This window comes from Candidatus Blochmannia vicinus, from assembly GCA_030020825.1.
Taxonomy (GTDB): domain Bacteria; phylum Pseudomonadota; class Gammaproteobacteria; order Enterobacterales; family Enterobacteriaceae; genus Blochmanniella; species Blochmanniella vicinus_A.
Genome location: CP125213.1, coordinates 311,585 through 335,547, shown reverse-complemented (window position 1 = coordinate 335,547; position 23,963 = coordinate 311,585). Strand labels below are relative to the sequence as shown.

General features: G+C 28.8%; 17 protein-coding genes and 1 pseudogene. 9 read left to right on the top strand and 9 right to left on the bottom strand.

The window, feature by feature from the left end; all coding sequences use genetic code 11:
* Positions 1–68 precede the first annotated feature (68 nt).
* Positions 69–1,202 (top strand): molecular chaperone DnaJ, encoded by a 1,134-nt coding sequence (dnaJ, locus tag QMA81_01455; GenBank protein ID WHL24978.1) that lies wholly within the window; start codon positions 69–71, stop codon positions 1,200–1,202.
* Positions 1,203–1,261: 59 nt separating this feature from the next.
* Here dnaJ and rpsT read toward each other — a convergent pair whose 3' ends face one another.
* The gene (gene rpsT / locus QMA81_01450; GenBank protein ID WHL24977.1) at positions 1,262–1,540 is read right to left on the bottom strand and encodes a 30S ribosomal protein S20; all 279 of its coding nucleotides are present in this window, start codon (positions 1,538–1,540) and stop codon (positions 1,262–1,264) included.
* 226 nt (positions 1,541–1,766) lie between these two features.
* On the opposite strand from rpsT, the gene ribF reads away from it, so the two are divergent.
* The 8 genes and pseudogenes from ribF to QMA81_01410 all read left to right on the top strand — a co-directional run bounded on the left by ribF (position 1,767) and on the right by QMA81_01410 (position 13,401).
* Positions 1,767–2,738 (top strand): bifunctional riboflavin kinase/FAD synthetase, encoded by a 972-nt coding sequence (gene ribF, locus QMA81_01445; protein ID WHL24976.1) that lies wholly within the window; start codon positions 1,767–1,769, stop codon positions 2,736–2,738.
* Positions 2,735–5,563, top strand: coding sequence for an isoleucine--tRNA ligase (ileS, locus tag QMA81_01440; protein WHL24975.1), 2,829 nt, complete (start codon positions 2,735–2,737; stop codon positions 5,561–5,563). Before ribF ends, ileS begins: the two co-directional genes overlap by 4 nt.
* A complete protein-coding gene (gene lspA / locus QMA81_01435) occupies positions 5,563–6,045 on the top strand; it encodes a signal peptidase II (GenBank protein WHL24974.1) in 483 nt (160 codons plus the stop codon). The genes ileS and lspA overlap by 1 nt, the downstream gene beginning before the upstream one ends.
* Positions 6,046–6,139: 94 nt before the next feature.
* A pseudogene (gene ispH, locus QMA81_01430) lies at positions 6,140–7,075 on the top strand (4-hydroxy-3-methylbut-2-enyl diphosphate reductase).
* 253 nt (positions 7,076–7,328) lie between these two features.
* Positions 7,329–8,180, top strand: a complete 852-nt coding sequence (gene dapB, locus QMA81_01425) for a 4-hydroxy-tetrahydrodipicolinate reductase (protein WHL24973.1) — start codon at positions 7,329–7,331, stop codon at positions 8,178–8,180.
* 192 nt (positions 8,181–8,372) lie between these two features.
* Positions 8,373–9,515 carry a glutamine-hydrolyzing carbamoyl-phosphate synthase small subunit gene (carA, locus tag QMA81_01420; protein WHL24972.1) on the top strand — a complete coding sequence of 381 codons (1,143 nt, stop codon included), beginning with the start codon at positions 8,373–8,375 and terminating at the stop codon, positions 9,513–9,515.
* 20 nt (positions 9,516–9,535) lie between these two features.
* On the top strand, positions 9,536–12,766 hold the full coding sequence (gene carB, locus QMA81_01415; GenBank protein ID WHL24971.1) for a carbamoyl-phosphate synthase large subunit: 3,231 nt from the start codon (positions 9,536–9,538) through the stop codon (positions 12,764–12,766).
* A 137-nt stretch (positions 12,767–12,903) separates the two neighbouring features.
* Positions 12,904–13,401 carry a dihydrofolate reductase gene (locus QMA81_01410; GenBank protein WHL24970.1) on the top strand — a complete coding sequence of 166 codons (498 nt, stop codon included), beginning with the start codon at positions 12,904–12,906 and terminating at the stop codon, positions 13,399–13,401.
* A 184-nt stretch (positions 13,402–13,585) separates the two neighbouring features.
* On the opposite strand, the gene QMA81_01405 is transcribed toward QMA81_01410, so the two are convergent.
* From QMA81_01405 to leuB, 8 genes are all read right to left on the bottom strand, one after another.
* Positions 13,586–14,410: a symmetrical bis(5'-nucleosyl)-tetraphosphatase gene (locus tag QMA81_01405; GenBank protein WHL24969.1), complete on the bottom strand. Its 825-nt coding sequence runs from the start codon at positions 14,408–14,410 to the stop codon at positions 13,586–13,588.
* Between the two features lie 325 nt (positions 14,411–14,735).
* Entirely contained in the window at positions 14,736–15,560 is an 825-nt protein-coding gene (rsmA, locus tag QMA81_01400) for a 16S rRNA (adenine(1518)-N(6)/adenine(1519)-N(6))-dimethyltransferase RsmA (protein ID WHL24968.1), read from the bottom strand.
* Positions 15,538–16,560, bottom strand: coding sequence for a 4-hydroxythreonine-4-phosphate dehydrogenase PdxA (pdxA, locus tag QMA81_01395; protein WHL24967.1), 1,023 nt, complete (start codon positions 16,558–16,560; stop codon positions 15,538–15,540). The genes rsmA and pdxA overlap by 23 nt, the downstream gene beginning before the upstream one ends.
* The gene (locus QMA81_01390; GenBank protein ID WHL24966.1) at positions 16,561–17,844 is read right to left on the bottom strand and encodes a SurA N-terminal domain-containing protein; all 1,284 of its coding nucleotides are present in this window, start codon (positions 17,842–17,844) and stop codon (positions 16,561–16,563) included. It abuts the gene before it with no gap.
* Between the two features lie 56 nt (positions 17,845–17,900).
* Entirely contained in the window at positions 17,901–20,147 is a 2,247-nt protein-coding gene (gene lptD / locus QMA81_01385) for an LPS assembly protein LptD (protein WHL24965.1), read from the bottom strand.
* A 661-nt stretch (positions 20,148–20,808) separates the two neighbouring features.
* Complete coding sequence (leuD, locus tag QMA81_01380; GenBank protein ID WHL24964.1) at positions 20,809–21,420, bottom strand: 3-isopropylmalate dehydratase small subunit; 612 nt, start codon at positions 21,418–21,420, stop codon at positions 20,809–20,811.
* A 22-nt stretch (positions 21,421–21,442) separates the two neighbouring features.
* A complete protein-coding gene (gene leuC / locus QMA81_01375; GenBank protein ID WHL24963.1) occupies positions 21,443–22,837 on the bottom strand; it encodes a 3-isopropylmalate dehydratase large subunit in 1,395 nt (464 codons plus the stop codon).
* Between the two features lie 14 nt (positions 22,838–22,851).
* Complete coding sequence (leuB, locus tag QMA81_01370) at positions 22,852–23,940, bottom strand: 3-isopropylmalate dehydrogenase (GenBank protein ID WHL24962.1); 1,089 nt, start codon at positions 23,938–23,940, stop codon at positions 22,852–22,854.
* Between the last annotated feature and the right edge of the window lie 23 nt (positions 23,941–23,963).

The window sequence follows — 23,963 nt, the reverse complement described above, 5'->3', positions numbered from 1 at the left end:
AAAATATTGGGAAAACAAATATGTTACATACCTAATGAATAGGTATATTGAGGGACATAAATAAAACCATGGCTAAATCAGACTACTATGAGATTTTAGGCGTTTCCAAAAATGCGGATGAGCGTGAAATCAAAAAGTCCTATAAACGCCTGGCAATGAAATTTCATCCAGACCGTAATCCAGGAAATACTGCAGCTGAAACAAAGTTCAAAGAAATTAAAGAAGCGTACGAAATTTTAAGTAATGTAGAAAAACGCGCCGCTTATGATCAATATGGTCATACAGCGTTTGAACAAGGAAATATGGGGTCAGCAGGTAATTCAGGAAGGGCATCAGATTTTAGTGATATTTTTGGTGATGTGTTTGGAGATATATTTGGAGGAAATAGGCGCAGTCGTTCAGGTAGAGGTTCAGATTTACGGTATAATATAGAATTAAATTTAGAAGATGCAGTACGTGGGGTTATTAAAGAAATTTGCATCCCAACTTTATCAACTTGTGATAAATGTCATGGAAGTGGAGCAAGGTCTAATACAGCAATAGTGACCTGCATGACGTGTCATGGTCAAGGACAAATTCAAATACGTCAAGGTTTTTTTTCTGTGCAACAATCGTGTCCTGCATGTCATGGACACGGTAAAATTATTAAAGAAGTTTGTAATAGATGTCATGGAAATGGACGTGTAGAACGACCTAAAACTCTTTCTGTTAAGATTCCTGCGGGCGTAAATACAGGAGATCGCATACGATTGTCAGGTGAGGGTGAATCTGGAATGAATGGTGCACCTTCAGGGGATTTATATGTTCAAGTACAAGTTAGAAAACATCCAATTTTTGATAGAGAAGAAAAAAATCTTTATTGTGAAGTGCCAATTAATTTTGCTATGGCAGCTTTAGGAGGTGAAATTGAAGTACCTACTTTAGATGGTAGAGTTAAATTAAAAATTCCTCCTGAAACGCAAACTGGAAAATTGTTTCGGATGAGAGGAAAGGGTGTGAAATCAGTACGTAGTAGTGGTAGTAATGGTGATTTATTATGTAGAGTGGTGGTAGAAACTCCAGTTAGATTAAGCAATACCCAAAAACAACTGCTACAAGATTTGTCAGATAGTTTTGAAGGACCTAATGGCAACAGAAATAGTCCTAAATCTAAAAGTTTTTTTGATGGCGTAAAAAAGTTTTTCGATGATCTTACTCGTTGATTCAATAAAAGTGGAGTTATCGTTATTTTTTGAGAAATAACTTCTTTTAATTTTTTATTTTATTCTAATGAAGACTGAGTCATTGACTCAATACGCGCATATGCTCTAGATTTATGTCTAGCAGCTTTATTTTTATGAATTAAACCCTTACAAGCCTGATGATCTACTATTTTTTGCATAGAAACAAATGATGCCATTGCGGCATTTTTATCTTTAGTTTCAATTGCTATACGCACTTTTTTAATAAAAGTGCGTAACATAGACCTACGACTTATATTATGCTTACGTTGATTTTTTGATTTTATAATATTTTTTTTAGCTGATTTAGTATTAGCCAAAATATCACTCCCAGGCGTTAAAATATAACAATATAATATGTGCTATATTATATTGTTATATTTTATATTACAATTGTTATTTATAATTTAAATATAATCATTTTACGATTATATTATACTTTTTACTTCTTGATTCTATCTTAAAATTAAATTATTTTTATTATTTTTAATTAATTAAATTATAGAATAATATAAATATTTTCTAATAATTTATTTAAATTTTGACATGGAATTTATTAGAGGATTACACAATATAAAATCTCGTCATAAAGGCTGTATACTTACTATTGGCAATTTTGATGGATTTCATCGTGGACATCAAGCATTAATTTCAAAATTACAAGAAGAAAGGAATAATTTAAAATTACCTGTTATGGTTATGATTTTTGAACCGCAACCTAGAGAATATTTATCTAATATAATAGCAATACGATTAACTAGGTTACGAGATAAAATTAATTATTTATACACTGCAGGTGTAGATGTTATTCTATGTATTACTTTTAATAAAAAATTTGCTTCAATAGAAGCATATAATTTTGTTAAAAATATATTAATCTATAAACTAGGAGTGCAGTTTGTTTATATTGGAGATGATTTTAGGTTTGGAGCATGTAGGAAAGGAGATTTTTTTTTATTGAAAAAAATAAGTAAACATGAAGGTTTTAAAGTAATACGTACTGCTGCTTATCTTGATTCGAATGGAAAAAGAATAAGTAGTACTGCGATACGTGAGGCTCTAACGGAAAATAGAATTTTGGATGCTGAATTACTACTAGGACATTCTTATTGTATTTCTGGTAGAGTAGTACATGGAGATAGCTTAGGACGGAAACTTGGGTTTCCTACAGCTAATATATCATTACAGGGTAAAAGATTACCTATACGTGGGGTATATGCAGTAGAAGTATATGGTATTTATAATCTGCCATTACCAGGTATAGCTAATATAGGAATACGTCCTACAATCACGGGTAAAAACCAACAACAACTAGAAGTGCATTTGTTAAATATATCTACAAATTTATATACTTATCACATTAAAGTAGTTTTTTTAGCTAAAATACGTGATGAACAATATTTCACTTCTATGAAAACATTACAACATCAAATTAAAAACGATATAATAAATGTACGTAGTTATTTCAACAAAAATAATATCAACAAAATTTATAAAAATGGAATAATTTATAAATGATGAACTATAGAAATACTTTAAATTTACCACATACATTATTTCCGATGCGTGCTAATTTATCTATGTGTGAACCTGCAATATTAGAACGTTGGTATAAAAATAATTTATATGAAGCTATTCGTCTTAAAAAAAATAAAAAAAAACTGTTTTTATTACATGATGGTCCACCTTATGTAAACGGTAGTATTCACTTAGGACATGCAGTCAACAAAGTGCTGAAAGATATTATTCTTAAATATAAAGGTTTCATGGGGTATAATGCTCCCTATATCCCAGGTTGGGACTGCCATGGATTGCCTATTGAACTGCAAGTAGAACGATTAATAGGACAACCGGGAATTAACATTAGTCCAAATGAATTTCGTAATATTTGTCGTAATTACGTTTTAGATCAAATAGAAATACAAAAAAAAGATTTTATGAGGTTAGGCGTTTTAGGAGATTGGGCTAAACCTTATTTAACGATGAATTTTAAGACTGAAGCAAACATTATTCGTACTTTAAGTAAGGTAATATCTTGTGGTTATTTTTATAAAGGTATTAAACCAATACATTGGTGTTTTCAATGTCATTCTGTATTAGCTGAATCAGAAGTAGAATATAATGATCATTTATCTTCTGCTATTGATGTTGCTTTTTCTGCAGTAGACAGTATTCGCGTTTCTGAAATATTTAATATTGATTTATATCAACGTACTATTGAATTAGTTATTTGGACTACTACTCCTTGGACATTACCTGCTAATCAAGCTATTTCTGTGCATCCTGATTATAGTTATCAATTAATTTTGATAAATAATAATAGACATATCATTATTGCAGCCAATTTGGTAAATCTTGTAATGAAACGTATCCAATGCTTATCTTGGAAGGTTTTAGGAGAAACTTTAGGTAATTCTTTAGAATCGTTAAAATTTCAGCATCCATTTATGCCTTTTGATGTCCCTATTGTATTAAGTTGTCATGTAGCATTGGATACTGGAACAGGAGCGGTACATATAGCTCCAAACCATGGTGTTGATGACTATATTATAGCTCAAAAATATAATTTAAAAAACATTAATAATATAATAAACGATAAAGGATATTATATATCTAATACACATCCTATGTTAGATGGAGTACACATTTTTCAATCAAATAATATAATAATAAATTTACTGAATCAATTGGGTGTTTTATTACATGTAAATTACAATTATAAACACAGTTATCCATATTGTTGGCGTCATGAAATTCCTGTTATATTTAAAACTACTTCACAGTGGTTTTTGAGTATAGATAAATATAACTTAAGAGATAAATTATTGAAAGCAATACGTGAAGTACGATGGATTCCAGAAAAAAGTAAATCTAGTATCGAAACAATGATTATTAATAGACCTGATTGGTGTCTTTCAAGGCAGCGTGTTTGGGGCGTACCAATACCTTTATTTATTCATAAATATACAGGTATTTTACATCCACGTACATTTGAATTAATGGAAATAGTTGCACAACGTGTAGAACAATGTGGAATACAAGCATGGTGGGATCTAAAAACTGAAGATCTTATAGAAAAAGAAGCAGATCAATATGAAAAAGTATTAGATACACTCGATGTTTGGTTTGACTCTGGTTCTACTTGTGATTCAGTAATACCAGAAAGATTAAAATATCATAAACATTTACCAGATTTATATTTAGAAGGTTCAGATCAATATCGGGGTTGGTTTATGTCGTCTTTAATTATATCAACTGTAATTAAAGGAAAAGCGCCTTATAGAGAAGTATTAAGTCATGGATTCACTGTAGATGCTCAAGGACGTAAAATGTCTAAATCTCTTGGCAATGTTATTAGTCCACAGGAAATAATAAAGAATTTTGGAGCAGATATTTTGCGGTTATGGATAGCTTCTTCTGATTACTCTAAGGATATGACGATTTCCAGTGCTATTTTAAAACAGACAACTGATGTATATAGACGTATTCGTAATACCGCTCGATTTTGTTTGGCTAATATTAGTGATTTTAACCCAGAACAAGATTGTGTTCATCCAGAAAATATGATTGCAATAGATTGTTGGGCAATAAATTGTGCCTTGTCTGTACAATTAGGAGTAATATCAGATTATAAAAAATATAATTTTAATAATGTAATACGGCGGATTATGCAGTTTTGTTCAGTAGAGATGGGTTCATTTTATTTAGATGTTATTAAAGATCGACAGTATACTACAAAAAAAAACAGTACAGCACGTCGTAGTTGTCAAACTGCATTATATCATATTATTGAATCTATGGTACGTTGGATAGCTCCAATTTTATCTTTTACTGCTGATGAAATTTGGAAGTATATTCCAGGACATCGTTCAGAATATGTGTTTACTGAAGAATGGTATGATGGGTTATTCAGCATAAATTCGAAACAAGTCATGAGCAATAACCATTGGAGTACTTTTTTAAATGTTCGAAATGAAGTAAATAAAATAGTTGAACAAGCACGTATTAACGGAATTATTGGAGGATCCTTAGATGCTAGTGTAGTTTTATATGCTACTCCAGAATTAGCAAGTAAATTGCGTATATTAGATAATGAATTGTCTTTTGGATTAATAACATCCTCTGCTATAGTTTTAGATTATTACGATAAATTTAATACAACTAGACACAAAAAAGAAGGAATACCAGGATTGCGGATTTTTTTAGAAAAAGCTAAAGGAAAGAAATGTTTACGTTGTTGGCATTATAGATTAGACATTGATCAATATAAAAATTATTCAAATATTTGCGCACGTTGTGTTTCTAATATAGTTGGTCCAGGAGAAAATCGTAGGTTCTTTTAATGCAGCAGAAAAAGTATAATTATAAAAATTTTAAATGGTTATGGTTATCTATACTACTAATGTTATTAGATATAGAAACTAAATATTGGATAAAAACTCATTTTTTGATTGGAGAGGTATCATCGATACTACCTGGTATTAATTTTTATTATATTCATAATTCAGGATTAGCTTTTGGGATATGTTCTAATGTTAATTTATATTATCATTGGGTGTTTATATGGATGACAATATTAATTATTATAGCATTTGTTATAGCTTTATGTAGAATGATGGAGTATTCTAAGTGTTATAGTATATCTTGTTCTATGATTATTGGAGGAGCTTTAGGAAATCTATTAGATCGAGTGTTATATGGAACAGTAGTTGATTTTATTGATGTGTATATTAAAAGTTGGCATTGGCCAACTTTTAATATTGCAGATATGGCAATTTGTATGGGAACTATTATTTTAATAATAAAACACTATTATGATTTTTAAGAAATTTTAATTGAAGATATTCGCATATGGTTATAAAACTATATTATGATATCATGTTATTGATATCTGTATATCTACAAATAAGGAGATAGATATTAAAGTTGTATTAGCTAATCCTCGGGGATTCTGTGCAGGAGTAAATCGAGCAATTAGTATTGTGGAGCAAGCTATTAAAGCGTATGGCATCCCAATTTATGTGAAACATGAGTTAGTACATAATAGTTATGTAGTGAATCAATTATCTAAGAAAGGGATTGTTTTTATTGAACAAATAAATGAAGTGCCTAATGGATCAGTTCTAATTTTTTCTGCTCATGGAGTATCAAAAAAGATACGGGAAGAAGCTAAAATTAAAAACTTAGTAATAATTGACGCTACTTGTCCATTGGTTACTAAAGTACATATGGAGGTTTCACGCGCTAATCGTAATGATATGGAAGTTATTTTGATAGGTCACGCTGGCCATCCAGAAGTAGAAGGAACGATGGGGCAATATATTTCTAAAAATTCTGGAAGAAGAATATACTTAGTTCAATCTCGATCAGATGCTTTGTTACTTCAGGTGAATCATCCAAATAATTTATTTCTTGTAACACAAACAACTTTATCAATAGATGATACTGCAGAAATTGTTACGATTTTACATAAAAGATTTCCTAATATCCTAAGTCCTAGAAAAAATGATATTTGTTATGCTACATTTAACAGACAAAATGCTCTTAAAAATTTAGCTTTAATAGTAGAGATAATATTTGTTGTAGGATCCAGGATGTCATCTAACTCTATGAGATTAATTGAATTAGCACATCGTATTGGAAAAATTGCATATTTAATTAATCATGCTAATGATATTCAAAGAAATTGGTTACATGGGATGAATAATGTTGGCATTACTGCCGGAGCATCAGTCCCGGAAATTTTAGTACATCAGGTCTTGAATAAGTTACGTATATTAAGTAAAGATCATCTTGTTGTTGAAGAAATGATTGGACAAGAAGAGAGTATTTTTTTTAATATACCTAAAATTTAGTATATTTATATAAAAATATATCTATTGATTTAGTGTAATAATGACACTATAGGTTTTAAACAAAATCAGACCACATAAAAATTATATAATAATAGTGTATGTTATTTATTGTATTTTATTAAAAAAACATAATTAATTACTAAAATTTATTAAAAATTTACATATTATTATATTTATATTTTTTATATGAAAATAAATCATGGTCGTACATTCTTCTGTATATAATCAATACTATTATAGGGTATATAAAATTATGAATAATGCACTTCTTCGTATTGCCGTTACGGGAATAACCGGACGTATGGGCAAAAAAATAATACAATGTATTATTATTGAGGGAGAGAAAAAATTTAGTCGAAAAATTATTTTAGGAGCTGCTATAACACATTCAAATTCTAGCATTTGTGGCATGGATGTTGGAAAGCTAATGAAAACTGATACTTTAGGTATAACAATTACTGATAATCTTGAATTAGTCAAAGATGACTTTGATGTTTTGGTAGATTTTACTGCTCCTAGTATATCTATGGAATATTTAAAATTTTGTGTTAATAATAATAAAAATATAGTTATTGGCACAACTGGATTTAATCAAGCTCATGAGCATTTTATTATGAATGCATCTCAAAAAATAGGAATTGTTTTTTCTTCTAATTTTAGTATAGGTATAGCATTAATATTAAGATTATTACACAAAATCACGCGTATTATGGGCGATAATTCAGACATTAGTCTTATTGAAGCGCATCATAATAAAAAACGTGATATTCCGTCTGGAACCGCTTTAATGATGCAAAATACTATTATAAATGCATTGAGATCTATCCGATCTAATAAAGTTATGGATTGCAATGTTGATGATACAACATCTTCATCAGTACCTTCTGATCGTGATGTTTCAATTCATTCGATACGTGCTGGGAATATTATTGGAGAACATACTGTTTTATTTATAGGAGCAGAAGAACGTTTAGAAATAACGCATAAAGCGTTAGATCGTACAGTCTTTGCTAGAGGGGCATTATATTCTGCTATTTGGTTAGGACGTGATAAAATAGGATTATTTGATATAGGAGACACTTTGGGAATAAATGCGTTATTATGATCATTTAGATGAAAATAATTAATATTATAGTATAATAAAATAAAACATGTGTAAATCTTATTTACACATGTTTTATTTTATTATACTATAATATTAATTATAATTTAATATTTGACTCATCAATTTCCTTTAATAAATTAAATATAAATTATATATTTAATAATTAATTTACTCGACGAATATAGAGGTATTTTGATGAAACCGGCATTATTAGTGTTAGAAGATGGCAATAGATTTTATGGATATGCAATAGGAGCTGAAGGTGAAACAGTAGGAGAAGTAGTATTCAACACATCAATGACTGGATATCAAGAAATAATTACTGATCCTTCTTATGCATATCAAATAGTAATTTTAACTTATCCTCATATTGGGAATGTTGGAACCAATGAACTTGATAATGAATCTTCTTGTATTCAGGTAAGAGGGCTAATTATTCATAATTTAGCAATTACTGTTAGTAATTTTCGCCATACGTTAACTCTTTCAGATTATTTAATACAACAAAATATTGTTGGTATTGCTGGGGTAGATACCCGTAAATTAACTCGACTAATACGAGAAAAAGGAATACAACATGGTTGCATTATTGCTCGTGATGTTCCTAATCCTACATTAGCATTGCGTAAAGCTCGTGAATTTCCTGGATTACACGGGCTTAATCTTGCTCATAAAGTAAGTACTTCTCAACAATATATCTGGAATCAAGGTACTTGGAATATCAAATCTGGAGTATTCGTTACTCCGTTAAGTTTACCTTATCGTGTTGTAGTATATGATTTTGGTATTAAAAGAAACATTATGCGTATATTAGTAGATTATGGTTGCTTATTAACTGTGGTCCCAGCACATACTACAGCGCGTGAAATAATTGATATGAAACCAGATGGAATTTTTTTAGCTAATGGTCCCGGAGATCCAAATGCATACGGATATGCAATTAATTCTATTCAAATTTTTTTAAATACTACTAAAATACCGTTATTTGGAATTTGTTTAGGTCATCAATTACTAGCACTAGCCAATGGAGCAAAAATAATAAAAATGAAATTTGGTCATCATGGATCTAATCATCCGGTCAAAGATATAAAAACAAATAAGGTTATAATCACTACTCAAAACCATAATTTTGTAGTAGATAAAAAAACTTTGCCTGATACTTTAAAAATAACACATATTTCATTATTTGACGGAACATTACAAGGTATTCACCATATTAATAAACCTGCTTTTAGTTTTCAAGGTCATCCAGAAGCTAGCCCTGGTCCTCACGATGCTACATCATCTTTATTCAGTCATTTTATCAAATTAATTAAAAATTATCGTAATCAATAATATGTTTGGAGAATACAAACATGCCAAAAAGAACCGATATACAAAGCATCTTGTTATTGGGAGCCGGTCCAATTATTATCGGGCAAGCTTGTGAATTTGATTATTCCGGAGCTCAGGCTTGCAAAGCATTACGTGAAGAGGGATATCGTCTTGTTTTAGTAAACTCTAATCCTGCTACAATTATGACAGATCCTGATATGGCTGACGCAACTTATATTGAAGCAATTCAATGGGAAGTAATATCTAAAATTATTGAAAAAGAACGTCCAGATGCACTACTTCCCACCATGGGCGGACAAACTGCTTTAAATTGTACTTTAGATTTAGAACGTCACGGAATTTTAAGAAAATTTAATATTATAACTATTGGAGCAACGATAGATTCGATTTATAAAGCAGAAGATCGCCGAAAATTTCGAGAATCTATGAAAAAAATTGGTTTAGATATAGCCCAATCTGAAACCGCACACGACATAAATGAAGCTATGATAACTTTAGAAAAAATCGGACTACCTTGTATTATTCGTCCTTCTTTTACTTTAGGAGGCAGTGGGGGTGGTGTTGCTTATACTGAAGAAGAATTTAAAAAGATTTGCAGATATGGATTAAATTTATCTCCTAATCATGAACTTTTAATTGATGAATCTTTAATTGGTTGGAAAGAATATGAAATGGAAGTAATTCGTGATATTAAAGACAATTGTATAATTGTATGTTCTATAGAAAACGTTGATCCTATGGGTATCCATACTGGTGATTCTATTACTGTGGCTCCAGCTCAAACTTTAACTGATAAGGAATATCAGGTTATGAGGAACGCTTCAATAATGGTATTACGTGAAATTGGAGTAGAAACTGGTGGCGCTAACGTACAATTTGCAGTAAATCCAAATAATGGAAGACTTGTTGTCGTTGAAATGAATCCGAGAGTATCACGGTCATCAGCATTGGCTTCAAAAGCAACTGGGTTTCCTATAGCTAAAATAGCTACTAAACTAGCAGTAGGATATACCCTAGATGAATTGTCAAATGATATTACAAATGGTAGAATTCCTGCATCTTTTGAGCCATCTATTGATTATGTAGTAACTAAAATTCCTCGTTTTGATTTTGAAAAATTTCCAGGACGACACAATAATAGATTGACAACTCAAATGAAATCAGTAGGCGAAGTGATGGCAATTGGCTGTAGTCAACAAGAATCTTTACAAAAAGCAATACGTGGACTAGAAATAGGAGTAACAGGATTAGATTCCAAAATTAATTTAGATAATCCTGAAGTATTTAATACTATTAAACATGAATTAAAAAATGCTAGTAGTAACAGAATATGGTACATTGCTGATGCTTTTAGATACGGAATATCTTTAGAACAAATTTTTCATTTAACTAATATTGATCGTTGGTTTTTAGCTCAAATTGAAGAATTAATACAATTAGAAAATGATGTAATATCTGCAGGTATATCATACCTTAATAGAAATCGATTATATTTTCTTAAAAAGAAAGGATTTTCTGACGCAAGATTAGGTAAATTAACAGGTGTATCAGAAAATAAGATTCGGGCATTAAGATTTATGTATGATATACATCCTGCGTATAAGCATGTAGATGCTTGTGCAGCAGAATTTTCTACTGATACTTCTTATATGTATTCTACTTATGATGGTGAGTGTGAGTTCCAATTCAATCAAAGTAATAAAACCATCATGATATTAGGAGGAGGGCCTAATCGTATTGGACAAGGTATTGAATTTGATTATTGCTGTGTGCATGCAGCATTAACATTACGTGAGAGCGGATATAACGTAATCATGGTAAATTGTAATCCTGAGACTGTTTCTACTGATTATGATATATCAGATATGCTTTATTTTGAGCCAATTACTTTAGAAGATATTTTAGAAATCATACGTATTACTAAACCAATGGGTGTAATCGTTCAATATGGAGGACAAACTCCATTAAAATTAGCTAAAGCAATGGAAGCAGCTGGAATATCTATTATAGGTACTAGTCCAGATGCAATTGACCAAGCAGAAAATAGAGAACGATTTCAACGTTCAATAAAGTGTTTAGGATTACAACAACCTAATAATGTTACTGTTACATCATTAGAATCAGCTTTAAAAAACGCTGAAATTATAGGGTATCCTATGGTAGTTAGGCCTTCTTATGTATTAGGAGGTAGAGCTATGGAAATAGTATATAATAAAAAAGAATTATTATGCTATTTTAAAAATGCTGTTAAAGTATCTAATAATGCTCCAGTTTTATTAGATCATTTTTTAGAAAATGCAATTGAGGTAGATGTAGATGCAATTTGTGATGGACAGCAGGTATTTATTGGAGGAATTATGGAACATATTGAATACGCAGGAGTACATTCTGGAGATTCAGCATGTTCTTTACCAGCTTATACATTAAGTAAAAATGTCCAAGATAAGATACGGTGTCAAGTAAAAAAATTGGCATTTAAATTTAATGTAAAAGGTTTAGTTAATATACAATTTGCAATACAAAAAAATGAAATTTATATAATTGAGATTAATCCAAGAGCATCACGTACAGTTCCTTTTGTATCTAAAGCTACTGGTATAGCGTTAGCAAAAATTGGAACTCGAGTAATGATGGGACAATCTTTATTTGATCAAGGTATTATAAAAGAGGTGACTCCTCCTTATTTCTCGGTGAAAGAGGTAGTGTTGCCGTTTAACAAATTTATTGATATAAATCCAAAATTAGGACCAGAAATGAGATCTACAGGAGAAGTGATGGGCATCGGACGTACTTTTGAAGAAGCATTTGCTAAAGCAACGGTAAGTAGTCAATCTTATATTAAGAAACATGGTGATATATTATTATCGTTATCTAAAAGAGATAAAAGTAAAGCGATAGATTTAGTTACTAAATTTATTCAAAATGGTTTTATGTTAGATGTTTCATATGAAACGGCAAAAATGTTAAAAAGTGTTGGCATTGTTTCTCAAATGATTAGGCCAGTACATATAGCTAATACATATATTCATAAAAAAATTAAGAATGGTGAATATAGTTATGTTGTTGATACTACTTCAACAGATAGAATCAGCGGTAATAATGCTACATTTCTATGTCGTATCGCACTGCAACATAATATTCATTATGGTACTACAATAAATGGAAGTTTTGCTGCAGCAATATCATTAACTGTTGATACTACAGAACACATTATATCAATTCAAGATATGCATTCTAAAATAGAACATTAATTATAATTAATAATATCTAGATAGATGTAATTATAATGATATGTACGTGTATATTCTTAACGGAATTGCTGTTGGTATGATTAGGTATTTTTTAAAAATATTTTGTTTAATTTAATATACATTAAAATCTCTTATATATGATTATTAGCTTAATTGTTGCATTAACCACCAATCATGTAATTGGGAAAAATAATGTTATTCCTTGGTATTTTCCTATAGATATTAAGTGGTTTAAGTATCACACTTTTCATAAACCAGTTATTATGGGACGTAAAACATTTGAGTCAATAGGTAAAAAACCACTGATAAATAGGTTGAATATTGTTTTAAGTCGTAATGCAATATACAATAACTATAATGATGTTTTTATGGTAGACAATCCAGATTGTGCTTTATCTTTGATAAAAGATACATGCGAAGTTATGGTAATTGGAGGAAGCACAATATACAACATTTTTTTACCTTATGCGCGACGTTTGTACTTAACATATGTTAATAATATTATTGATATCGATGGTGATTCTTGGTTTCCTGATTATGATATAAAAGAGTGGAAATCTGTTTTTAATAGTTTTTATAAAATAAATGATGGATTTTTTTATTATTTAAATTTTAAAATTCTAGAACGTCTGTAATAAAACCATTGTAAGTTAATTGTAAAAGTGTTCTATTTCGACAGAACTAATAATTATATTTAGATTAATAAGCTATATTTTTCTTAAAAATATCGATGAATTGAATATAATTATTAATTTATTTTAGTTTATACGAAATATTTATAAAAAATTACCAAGATATTTTAATTCTTATTTGTAAATGTTAAGCAGGTGGAGTACAAGGTATACAGATTTTTTCTTTATTTTCCCATCGCAATAAAGTAAGTGTACCACCCCAACAACATCCGGAATCTAAACCATAGACACCAGCAGGAACTTGTATTCTTTTTAATGTTGCCCAATGTCCGAAAATTATGTTATATGTAGGATCGATTAATTTTTCCAAAGAAAACCATGGATAAATATTTTTTGGAGCATTGTTGGGTGCTCCTTTATATTTAAAATCTAATTTTCCGTTTAAATAAACATAACGCATTCGGGTAAATACATTAATATGTTCTTGTATTTGTTCCAATTTTTTTTTGTTTATCTGAATCTTATGTAAATCAGATACATCTTTATATATATTTTTGAAAATAAAATAAGGATAATCGCTAACTAGAATTGCTTCTATTTCTTGGGCATATTTTTTAGCAGTTCGAATATCCCAATTCGGACTAATTCCTGCATGTGTCATTATTATTTTTTTATTTTCATCTATGTATAGTATAGGTTGATGTCGTAGCCAATATATTAATTCTTCTAAATCTGGAGCATTTAATATTGCATTGAAGTAATCTTTATTATTTTTTTGATCCATTCCAAAATATGTTTTTAACAAATGCAACTCATGATTACCTAATACTAGACGAGCGCTTGAATGAAAATTGTGAATTAAACGTAATACCTCTAATGAACTAGGTCCCCTTGCTATTACATCCCCAGTTAAATTTAAAGTATCAATATTAGGATCAAAGTGTATAAGATCCAACATAGTTTTTAAGTTTTTATAACATCCATGTACGTCTCCAATAAAATAAGTAGACATTTTTGATTATAAATTTTCTTATTAAAGAATCGGTAATATATATATCATAAGTTTTATATTTTATACGAATAAACTAATCTTTTCTTTAAGTAAAAGATTAGTTTACAAGATAAATTTATTTATAAAAATAATAAATATATTTTTTATTCAAGAAGATATCAATTTTAAAATCACTATTTTCACATAAACCATTCAGTTATTTAGATCTTTTAACAAAAGATCTAAATAACTAAAATATAATCAACATAGGCAATATAGTACCATTTGATTGGATAAAATACAATCATAAATGATTGTATTTTATCCATATATATATTTAAAAATATTATTTTAAATTAAATTTTTTGTCATTTAGTATAGCTGCCAGTGCACAATATTGATTAATGGTAATATTTTCTGCTCGTAATGTTGGATTAATTCCTTGTTGTATTATTTCTGTTTGATTAAAAAATGTAGATAAGCTGTTACGCAGAGTTTTACGTTTGTGTCTAAATGCTAGTTTTGTAAGTAAAGATAATTTTTTTATGTCGACTATAGGATAAGGATTATTCGTGTGTGGAATGAAGCGTATCATTAAAGATTCTACTTTTGGAATAGGAATAAAGGAAGTTGCAGGTATTTTAAATAATGGGATAATTTTGTAGTGATACTGTGTTACTATGCTTAGTCTCCCGTATTCCTTGTTATTAGGACCAGCGCAAATTCGTCTGCCTACTTCTTTTTGAAACATAAAATGCATGTCATCGATTACATTAACATACCTGAATAGATATATGATTAATTTTGTAGCTATATTATAAGGTAAATTTCCTATTAATCGTAGTTTTTGTCCGACTTGGTTGGATAAATCAAAAAAATTTGTTGTCATTGCATCCTGATTAAAAATTTTAATTTTTTTATTAAATATCTGAATTAATCGATTAACTAAATTAGAATCGCGTTCTATTAATATTAAGAAATCAATATTATCTATAGTATTTAAAATTTGTTTGGTTAATGCACCTAATCCAGGTCCAATTTCTACTAATTTTTGATATTTTTTAGGATTAATAGATTTAACAATAGCATTAATAATATTTTGATCGATAAGGAAGATTTGGCCCCATTTTTTTTGTATAAAATGATTTTTATAATAGTATATTTTTTTCATGAACTTTATTTGCCATACTAATTGCAATTGTGATAGCCATAATCATACTATTAGGTAGCGCTAATCCTGTGCCAGATAATTCAAGAGCAGTTCCGTGATCTACAGAAGTTCTAATGAAAGGTAATCCAAAAGTAGTATTTACTGATTGACCAAATCCAGAATACTTCAATATAGGTAATCCTTGATCATGATACATAGCTAATATTACGTCTGCATGTTGTATATATTTTGATTGAAATATTGTGTCAGCTGATAAAGGTCCTATTATTTCATAATCGGTATTTTTTTTTAAAATATTTAGAGCAGGTATAATAGTTTCAATTTCTTCTTGTCCTATATACCCAGATTCTCCAGCATGAGGATTTAAACCACATACATAAATCTTAGGACATAGAATACCGAAGTATTGGTTTAACCCTTTAGCGAGAATAGAAATAGTATCACAAAGAGATTTTTGAGTAATTACTTTTGGAACAGATGATATAGGTATATGCGTAGTGGCTAATGCAATACGTAGGTTATTATTACTTAACATCATGACAGTTTTCTTGCATTTGTTTATGTGAGATAAAAATTCAGTATGTCCACAAAATGCTATATTTCCTTTATTCAGGATAGCTTTATGTACAGGTCCAGTAATTAATGCTGAAAATTCTTTATTTAAACATCCTTGTGATGCTCTTTTTAAAGTATTAATAACATAATCGTTATTATCAACATCTAATCGACCAGGCACGGATTTTTTTGGAAGTGACATTTCTAATATAGATAATTCTCCGGGTATACAAGGAAACGCTGTTTTTTTAGCATGATAAGAACGTAGTTTTAAAGGCAAATTTATTTGATTTGCTCTATCTAATAATAAATTAGGATCTGCGCATACAACTAATTCTACAGGCCATTTTTTTTGTGCGCTCATGATTATTATATCAGGACCGATACCAGATGGTTCTCCTGTAGTAATAATAACTCGTTGAAATTTTTTATTTGTTTTAATCATTTAATTAAGGATTTTAATATATGATATAGATCGTAATTCTTGAATCCAAGATCTCATAATTTCATTAAATTTTTTACTTAATAAATATAAATAAGCACGTTCATGTATTATTGTAATGTAATCTAATATGGAGAAATCTATTAATTGAATTAAATACCATCCATCATAAATATGCATTGGCATACTAATTTCATTATTTTTTAGAGTAATTAAAGTTTTTCGTATGGATGGTTCAAAATCATCCAAATCCTTATATATTATATTTTCTTCATAATTATCAAAACATATATTTTTTAATTTTTCTTTAGTAATTATGTCAAATGTAGTATTGTTTTTTTCAACAAGTTCTTTAATTTGTAATAGTTGTTTTATTATGTCTACATTTTTACATGAATCTTTTACACCAAATATTTTTGCTTTAATTTTAGTAATAGGAAATATCAGTTGTTTATAACGTATATCTTGTACTTCTGCAATATGTATTCCATCATGAGATAAAATAGGACCAATAAGATCACCCTTTTCTATTGTTTGTAAGTGTTGATCAAAAATAATTGGTATATCCTTCCATGAAACCCATTCTGTTTCTTGTATTTTAATTATTTGAATAATATCTTTAGTAGAATAAAGACGTATTAATTTTTTAATATTATAATTCTTATTAAGTTCTTTTTTTTTAATTAAAAATTTTGCAAAACATTCTATTGTGTTTATTTGGTTTTGAGTTGGTTGTATCGGTAATGAAAATGTGATATGTTTTAGCTTAAATTGTTTATTAACATCAATTATTTTTGATTTATTAACAATTTGATTTATTTCATTAGTAAGTATATTAGCACGATTATAAATGATACGATCACATATACTGATTTTAAGCATATCTTGATATTGTTGTGTACAATATTTTTCATAATTTAAACCAATATTATACAGGTATGTACGAAACTGGTCTAATGTCATATCATATAGATTTGCAATGCGATAAATTGACTGATTAAGTTGAGTATAGTTATTTTTGATTTCTTGTTGAGTAGCAACCTGAAAAATGAGTTTATCTGTAATTAATTGGTTTAGTATTTGCTGATAATATACAACATATTGCGCTTCATTTTTATCAATATTAGAAATGTGCTCTCGAATCATATACATACTGTTTCGAACATCACTATCTAATATAATATGATGATTTACTAATGCTACAATTTTGTCTGTTGTTTTTATTTCTCCAAAAACAGTGCTTGTGTTTATTATAAATACTAAAATTAATGTTTTCAAAAATTTCATAGATAATTTAATAATATTGTGAGTATAAATTCCAAGTCTCTTACGGATACATAAGATTAAGAGATATATTGATATGGTAATATGCCGATATTTAACATCTTATTCAGATGTTGTTTAAAATCTGATGCAGAATTATATATTTTAACATCTAATCGTATTTTATTATCGTATATATGATGATTCGATTGATTGATCCAATCAATAATCTTTCGTTCATAAGATATATTAATCCCCCAACATGAGGTATGATATTGTATCCCTATTGTTTGATCAATAAATTGATTAGTTTTTATATTATGGTAATGTGAACAACTTATTTTCCAATTATTAAATAATGGAAAGCAAGTGAGGATACCTAATTGAGCAATCGTTTTACAATAAGTTGATTCATTAATTTTTGGTAATATTTTTTCAAGATATTTCTCGTTGACATAGCGATAATGTGTTTGTAGTATTTGATTGTCTTTTCCTATATACTCCAAAATTATGGTTCCAAAAGATAAGGTATGGTACTGCATATCATATTGTATTTCAGTGCTTGTATTCCAATAATTATTAATATTCCAACGACTTGTTCCAGAAAATAACTTAATATTGGGCACATAATATTTATATTTAGTTATTCTTGGACACTTGGTATTAAATTGTGCCAAATTCAGTATTTGACCTATAGACGCGTAAAAAAATTCATTTTTTTTCTTAAAACATCGTATTGCTATATCTCCTGTAATTTGATTAGTAGGTAAAATACGATCTAATCCACTGTAGATAGAATCATGAAATAAATTTTTATGATCTATATGAATCATATTAGTATCATATATACCGATGTTTTCTTGAAAACGATACGGTATATATAAATATTGAAATTGTGGTTCTAAGAAACTTCTATATTTTTTAGAAGCATATGTTTTTTTTTTAAGAATCATTTTCCCATTGATTTTAAATTGTGGAATAAGGCGATTGACGGTTTTTTGCAAAGAATAATCCATGTACCGTGTTTTATTATAGTAATTAATATTTTTTTGCTGATAATGTGTCATTCTTAATTTTGCTTCAGTATTAAAGCTTCCCCAGCAATTATTTATTGGCCAACTTAAAGTTGGTTCTGTATGTATTCTGATTGTTTTTGGAAAATTGTAATTTACAGGTATAAATTGAGTTAATTGACTGAATAATTTTAAATTAAATGGTTTATCTTTAATATTATTGTAATAAGTATTTAATTCCAATTGAGGGGTTGCACTATAGTTATAATGACTTTGGCTCGTCGTTTTTTTTATATTTGTAACACCAAAGTAAGTAAAACTAGTATTCCAATTTTTATCGCTGTAATTACATAAAATTTTTTGATTCATATAGTCGTTATTAGAACATATATTTGCTGGTACATTAATATCATCAATATAATTATTAAAATCTTTAGTAGTTAAGATATAATCAGAATAAAAATGCCATTTTTTGTTCATGATGCCGTTGTGTTTCCAATATAGTTGCCAATTACTATTACAATGATTATTATCCAATTTTTCATTATGTATTTTCTCATTTCCTATGATATCTAAAATTAATAATCCAGTTCCTGGTTTAACTAAATAACGTATTTCTGTTTCTAATTTTACTCCTAAGTTAGATGTATAACATGGAGTAATACTTCCTGAATAATATTTTGAAAAATTAATAGGACAAGGTATTTTAAATCCTAACCCTTGTTTATTACTATATCTAATACTAGGTATATAGTGCCCTAAAATGTTATTTTGTCTTAAAGATAATGATAAATAAGGGGTATAAAATATTGGTATTTTTTTTATTTTAAGACATGCATTCCAAATATCTATTTTGCGTTTATGATGATCATATATCATTTCTGATCCTGTTATATTCCAATAATTATCATTCAGAATACAAGAAGTGCACTTTCCTTGTTTAACGATGGTATAACGATTTTTGCCTCGTTGCATAATAGAATTTGCTACACCATAAATATGTGGTTCTAATAAACAATATGTGCCTTTATGAATGTCTATATTTTTATTATAAAAATTCATCCAAGCATGAGTGCCTGTTAACATAACATAATCGCTATTATACTTTACATGACCATAGGCATATAAAGTATTATATAATCCTTTATTTTTTTCATTATGTGATATTACTAATTTATCAGACATTAAGATATGATTATTTTGTTTAATACTAACATGTCCAGAAAACTGAATTTTTTTAGGATAATAGTAGATGTATAATTCGTCAGATTGAATATAGATAGGTTGATTAACAGAAATGAAATTTCTGATCATAGGAAATTGTGTGCAATCAGATGCACAGACTAAAAAACAAGATTGAGTATAGAATATAAAAAAAATCAAATTAACGAAAATTTTTTTAAAAAAAAACCTAATTCTATTAACCAAACTATTGTGATGCATATTTTATCAAACAGACGGAATTTTTGATTAAGTCAAAAATAATTTATATATATAGTATCTAACTATTATTAGATACGTACTTCGCATTAATTAAATAATGTTATTGAAATATTTTATTATAGATTTTATAAATAATATGTGCTGTGCATAAGAATTTCTAAATTAGAAAATATAATTTTTATTTATATATTCCAATATTGCTTTTATGTTTCGTATGTAATAAAGATGTGTTATCTTTTCCCATATAGAAAAATGTTAACATGTGTCTATTAGAATAACACTAAATTATAGCAGTTATTTTTTGTATATTTTTTGATTATGTATATTAAATCATGTTTCTTTAATTGTATTTATTTTCAATAATTGACCCATTATATCTATATATTCAGTTAAATTGATTGTTAATTCGACAATATACAAAATAAACAATTATAATAATTAAGGATTATGTATTTTAGGTAATTTTTAATATTTATTTCTATTTTAATTTATATAAATAAATACTATAATATGTTGTATTTTGTTCAAGTTTTTATTTTAAATATGATGGCTGATTGTCTTCATATTTCTTAATAGCAACATCATATTGTAAAGTCAAATTAATATCATCTATATCATTCAGCATGCAATTTCTATAAAAATCATTTATTTTAAATAAATATTTTTTTCTGTTATCATGTGTATAAATGGTTTGTTCATATAAATTTATAATCAAAGACATACCTTGTTTTTGTATTGAAATTTCCTTAAATAAATCATTTACTTGTAGTTCTGATAAGGTTATAAGTAATAATCGGTTGTTAAAACTATTTTTATGAAAGATATCTGCAAAACTTGGTGCTATAATGACTCTGAATCCATAATCTATAAGCGCCCATACTGCATGTTCACGAGATGACCCACATCCAAAGTTTCTTTGGCTTAGTAAAATGCTAGCATTTTTATAACATGGTTTATTTAGTACAAAATTTGGATTTAAAACTTTAGGTGTATTTTCAAGAAAGCGCCAATTGAAGAATAAGTATAGTCCAAAATTGACACGAGTAATAGTTTGTAAAAATTGTTTCGGAATTATGTTATCAGTGTCGACGTCAGCAATGTCGAGCGGTAAAACTACACCAGTATGCTGAATAAACTGAGACATATATACACATCCTTACATTGTTTTATTTTCGGATATCTACAAAATGCCCAGCAATGGCAGCCGCTGCTGCCATTGCTGGGCTTACTAAATGAGTACGACTCCCGCGCCCTTGTCGCCCTTCGAAATTACGATTACTAGTAGAAGCACAACGCTCGCCTATATTAAGTCTATCATTATTCATAGCTAAACACATAGAACAACCAGGTAACCGCCACTCAAATCCTGCTTGTATAAAGATCTTATCCAATCCTTCTTTTTCTGCTTGTTTTTTCACTGATTTAGATCCAGGTACTACTATTGCTTGTGTGCTATCGGAAATCCGACGTCCCTTAATGATTTGTGCTGCTGAACGCAAATCTTCAATACGTGAGTTAGTGCACGATCCTATAAATACTTTATCGATAGAAATATCTGTTAAATAAGTATTAGGCTGGAGTTTCATATAAGTTAAAGCTCGTTCAGCAGAATTACGCTCTATAGGATCTATAAAAGACTCTAAAGATGGGATCGGTTGATCAATAGAGATTACTTGACTAGGATTAGTTCCCCAAGTTATTTGTGGTTTAACATTAGATACATCAAAATTAAATGTTTTATCAAAATAGGCATCATGGTCAGAATATAATGTTTTCCAATATAACAATGCTTGTTCCCATTCTTTTCCGGTTGGAGAAAATTTACGATTTTTTAAATAATTGTAAGTAGTTTTATCTGGTGCTATTAAAGCAGAAGTTGCGCCCATTTCAATGGCCATATTGCAAAGAGTCATACGTTCTTCCATAGTTAAACAACTAATAACAGACCCACAAAATTCTACCACATGACCGGATCCTCCTCCATGTCCAATTTTTCCAATAATTGCTAGAATTATATCTTTAGCTGTAATCTGAGGAGCAATAACACCCAATAAATTCACTTGCATAGATTTGTATCGAATTTGTTTTAAAGTTTGTGTCGCTAACACATGTTCTATCTCTGAGGTTCCTATTCCAAATGCTAACGCACCAAAAGCTCCATGAGTAGCAGTATGAGAATCTCCACATACAATAGTCATACCAGGTAATGTAATTCCTTGCTCTGGAGCTAGTACATGAACTATTCCTTGATAAGGATGATCCAAATCAAATAATTTAATTCCAAAATCTTTGCAATTTTTAGCCAATCTGTCTAGTTGTGCTTTAGCCATATTTCCAGAAGTATTAATATTTTTTGTTGTAGTAGGAACATTATGATCCATAGTAGCAAATGTTTTATCTGGTTGTCTAACCAGACGTTTTTTTAAACGCAGTGCTTCAAAAGCTTGTGGAGATGTAACTTCATGTAACAAATGTCGATCAATATATAATATTGGAACGTCATCTTTATTTTCATATACGATATGCATATCATATAATTTTTGGTATAAGGATTTTCCCATATTATTTTTCTCTTTTATTTTTTAATTAAAGAAGCTATGATATCGCCCATTGCATTAGTGCTTATACTTTTGTTGTATTCTGATGCAATATCAAACGTTCGATATCCTAACGTTAGTGCTTGAGAAACCGCTTTTTCGATTGCAATTGCAATATGATTTAATTTTAAACTATATCTAAATAACAATGCAGTAGAAAGAATATGCGCAATAGGATTAGCAATATTTTTACCTGCAATATCTGGAGCAGATCCTCCAGCGGGTTCATACAAACCAAAGTCACACTCATTAATACTAGCAGAAGGCAGTGTACCAATTGATCCACTTATCATGGCGCATTCATCAGATAAAATATCACCAAATAAATTTGAACATAAAATAATATCAAATCTAGACGGATTTTTAATTAATTGCATACTAGCGTTATCAACGTATAAATGTTCCAATTCAACATCTGGATAATTTTTTGCAACCTGTGATACTACTTCTCTCCATAACATAGAAGTATGCAATACATTAGCTTTATCGATAGAAGATACATGCTTACGTCTCATTTGAGCTAATTTAAAAGCAATATTAGCAATGCGTTCTATTTCAAATCGATGATAAATGGTAGTATCAAAAGCATATTCATGCGAACCTACGCCTGAACGCCCTTGTGGTTTGCTAAAATAAATACCTCCAATTAATTCACGTACACATATCATATCTATTCCATCTGAAATGATTTTTATATTTAAAGGAGATAACTCCTTCAACGTAGCAGAAAGATATATAGGTCTTAAATTAGCAAATAAATTAAAATGTTTTCGTAAAGCTAATAAAGCACCTTGTTCCGGTCCATCTGATCCTTTTAAATGCGCCCACTGTGGCCCTCCCACTGCTCCGAGCAGTATTGCATCTGATTGTTCACAATGTTTTAAAGTACTATCAGGCAAAGGAGTGCCTTCACTATTAATTGCATCTCCTCCTACCTTATGTTCTGTAGTAACAATATTGACTTGAAACTTTTTCCTGATTACATTTAAAACCTTATACACTTGTTTTGTAATTTCTGGTCCAATACCATCCCCTGGTAATATTGCGATTCGATAATTAATATTCATAGACATTTAGGTTTATAAAATTA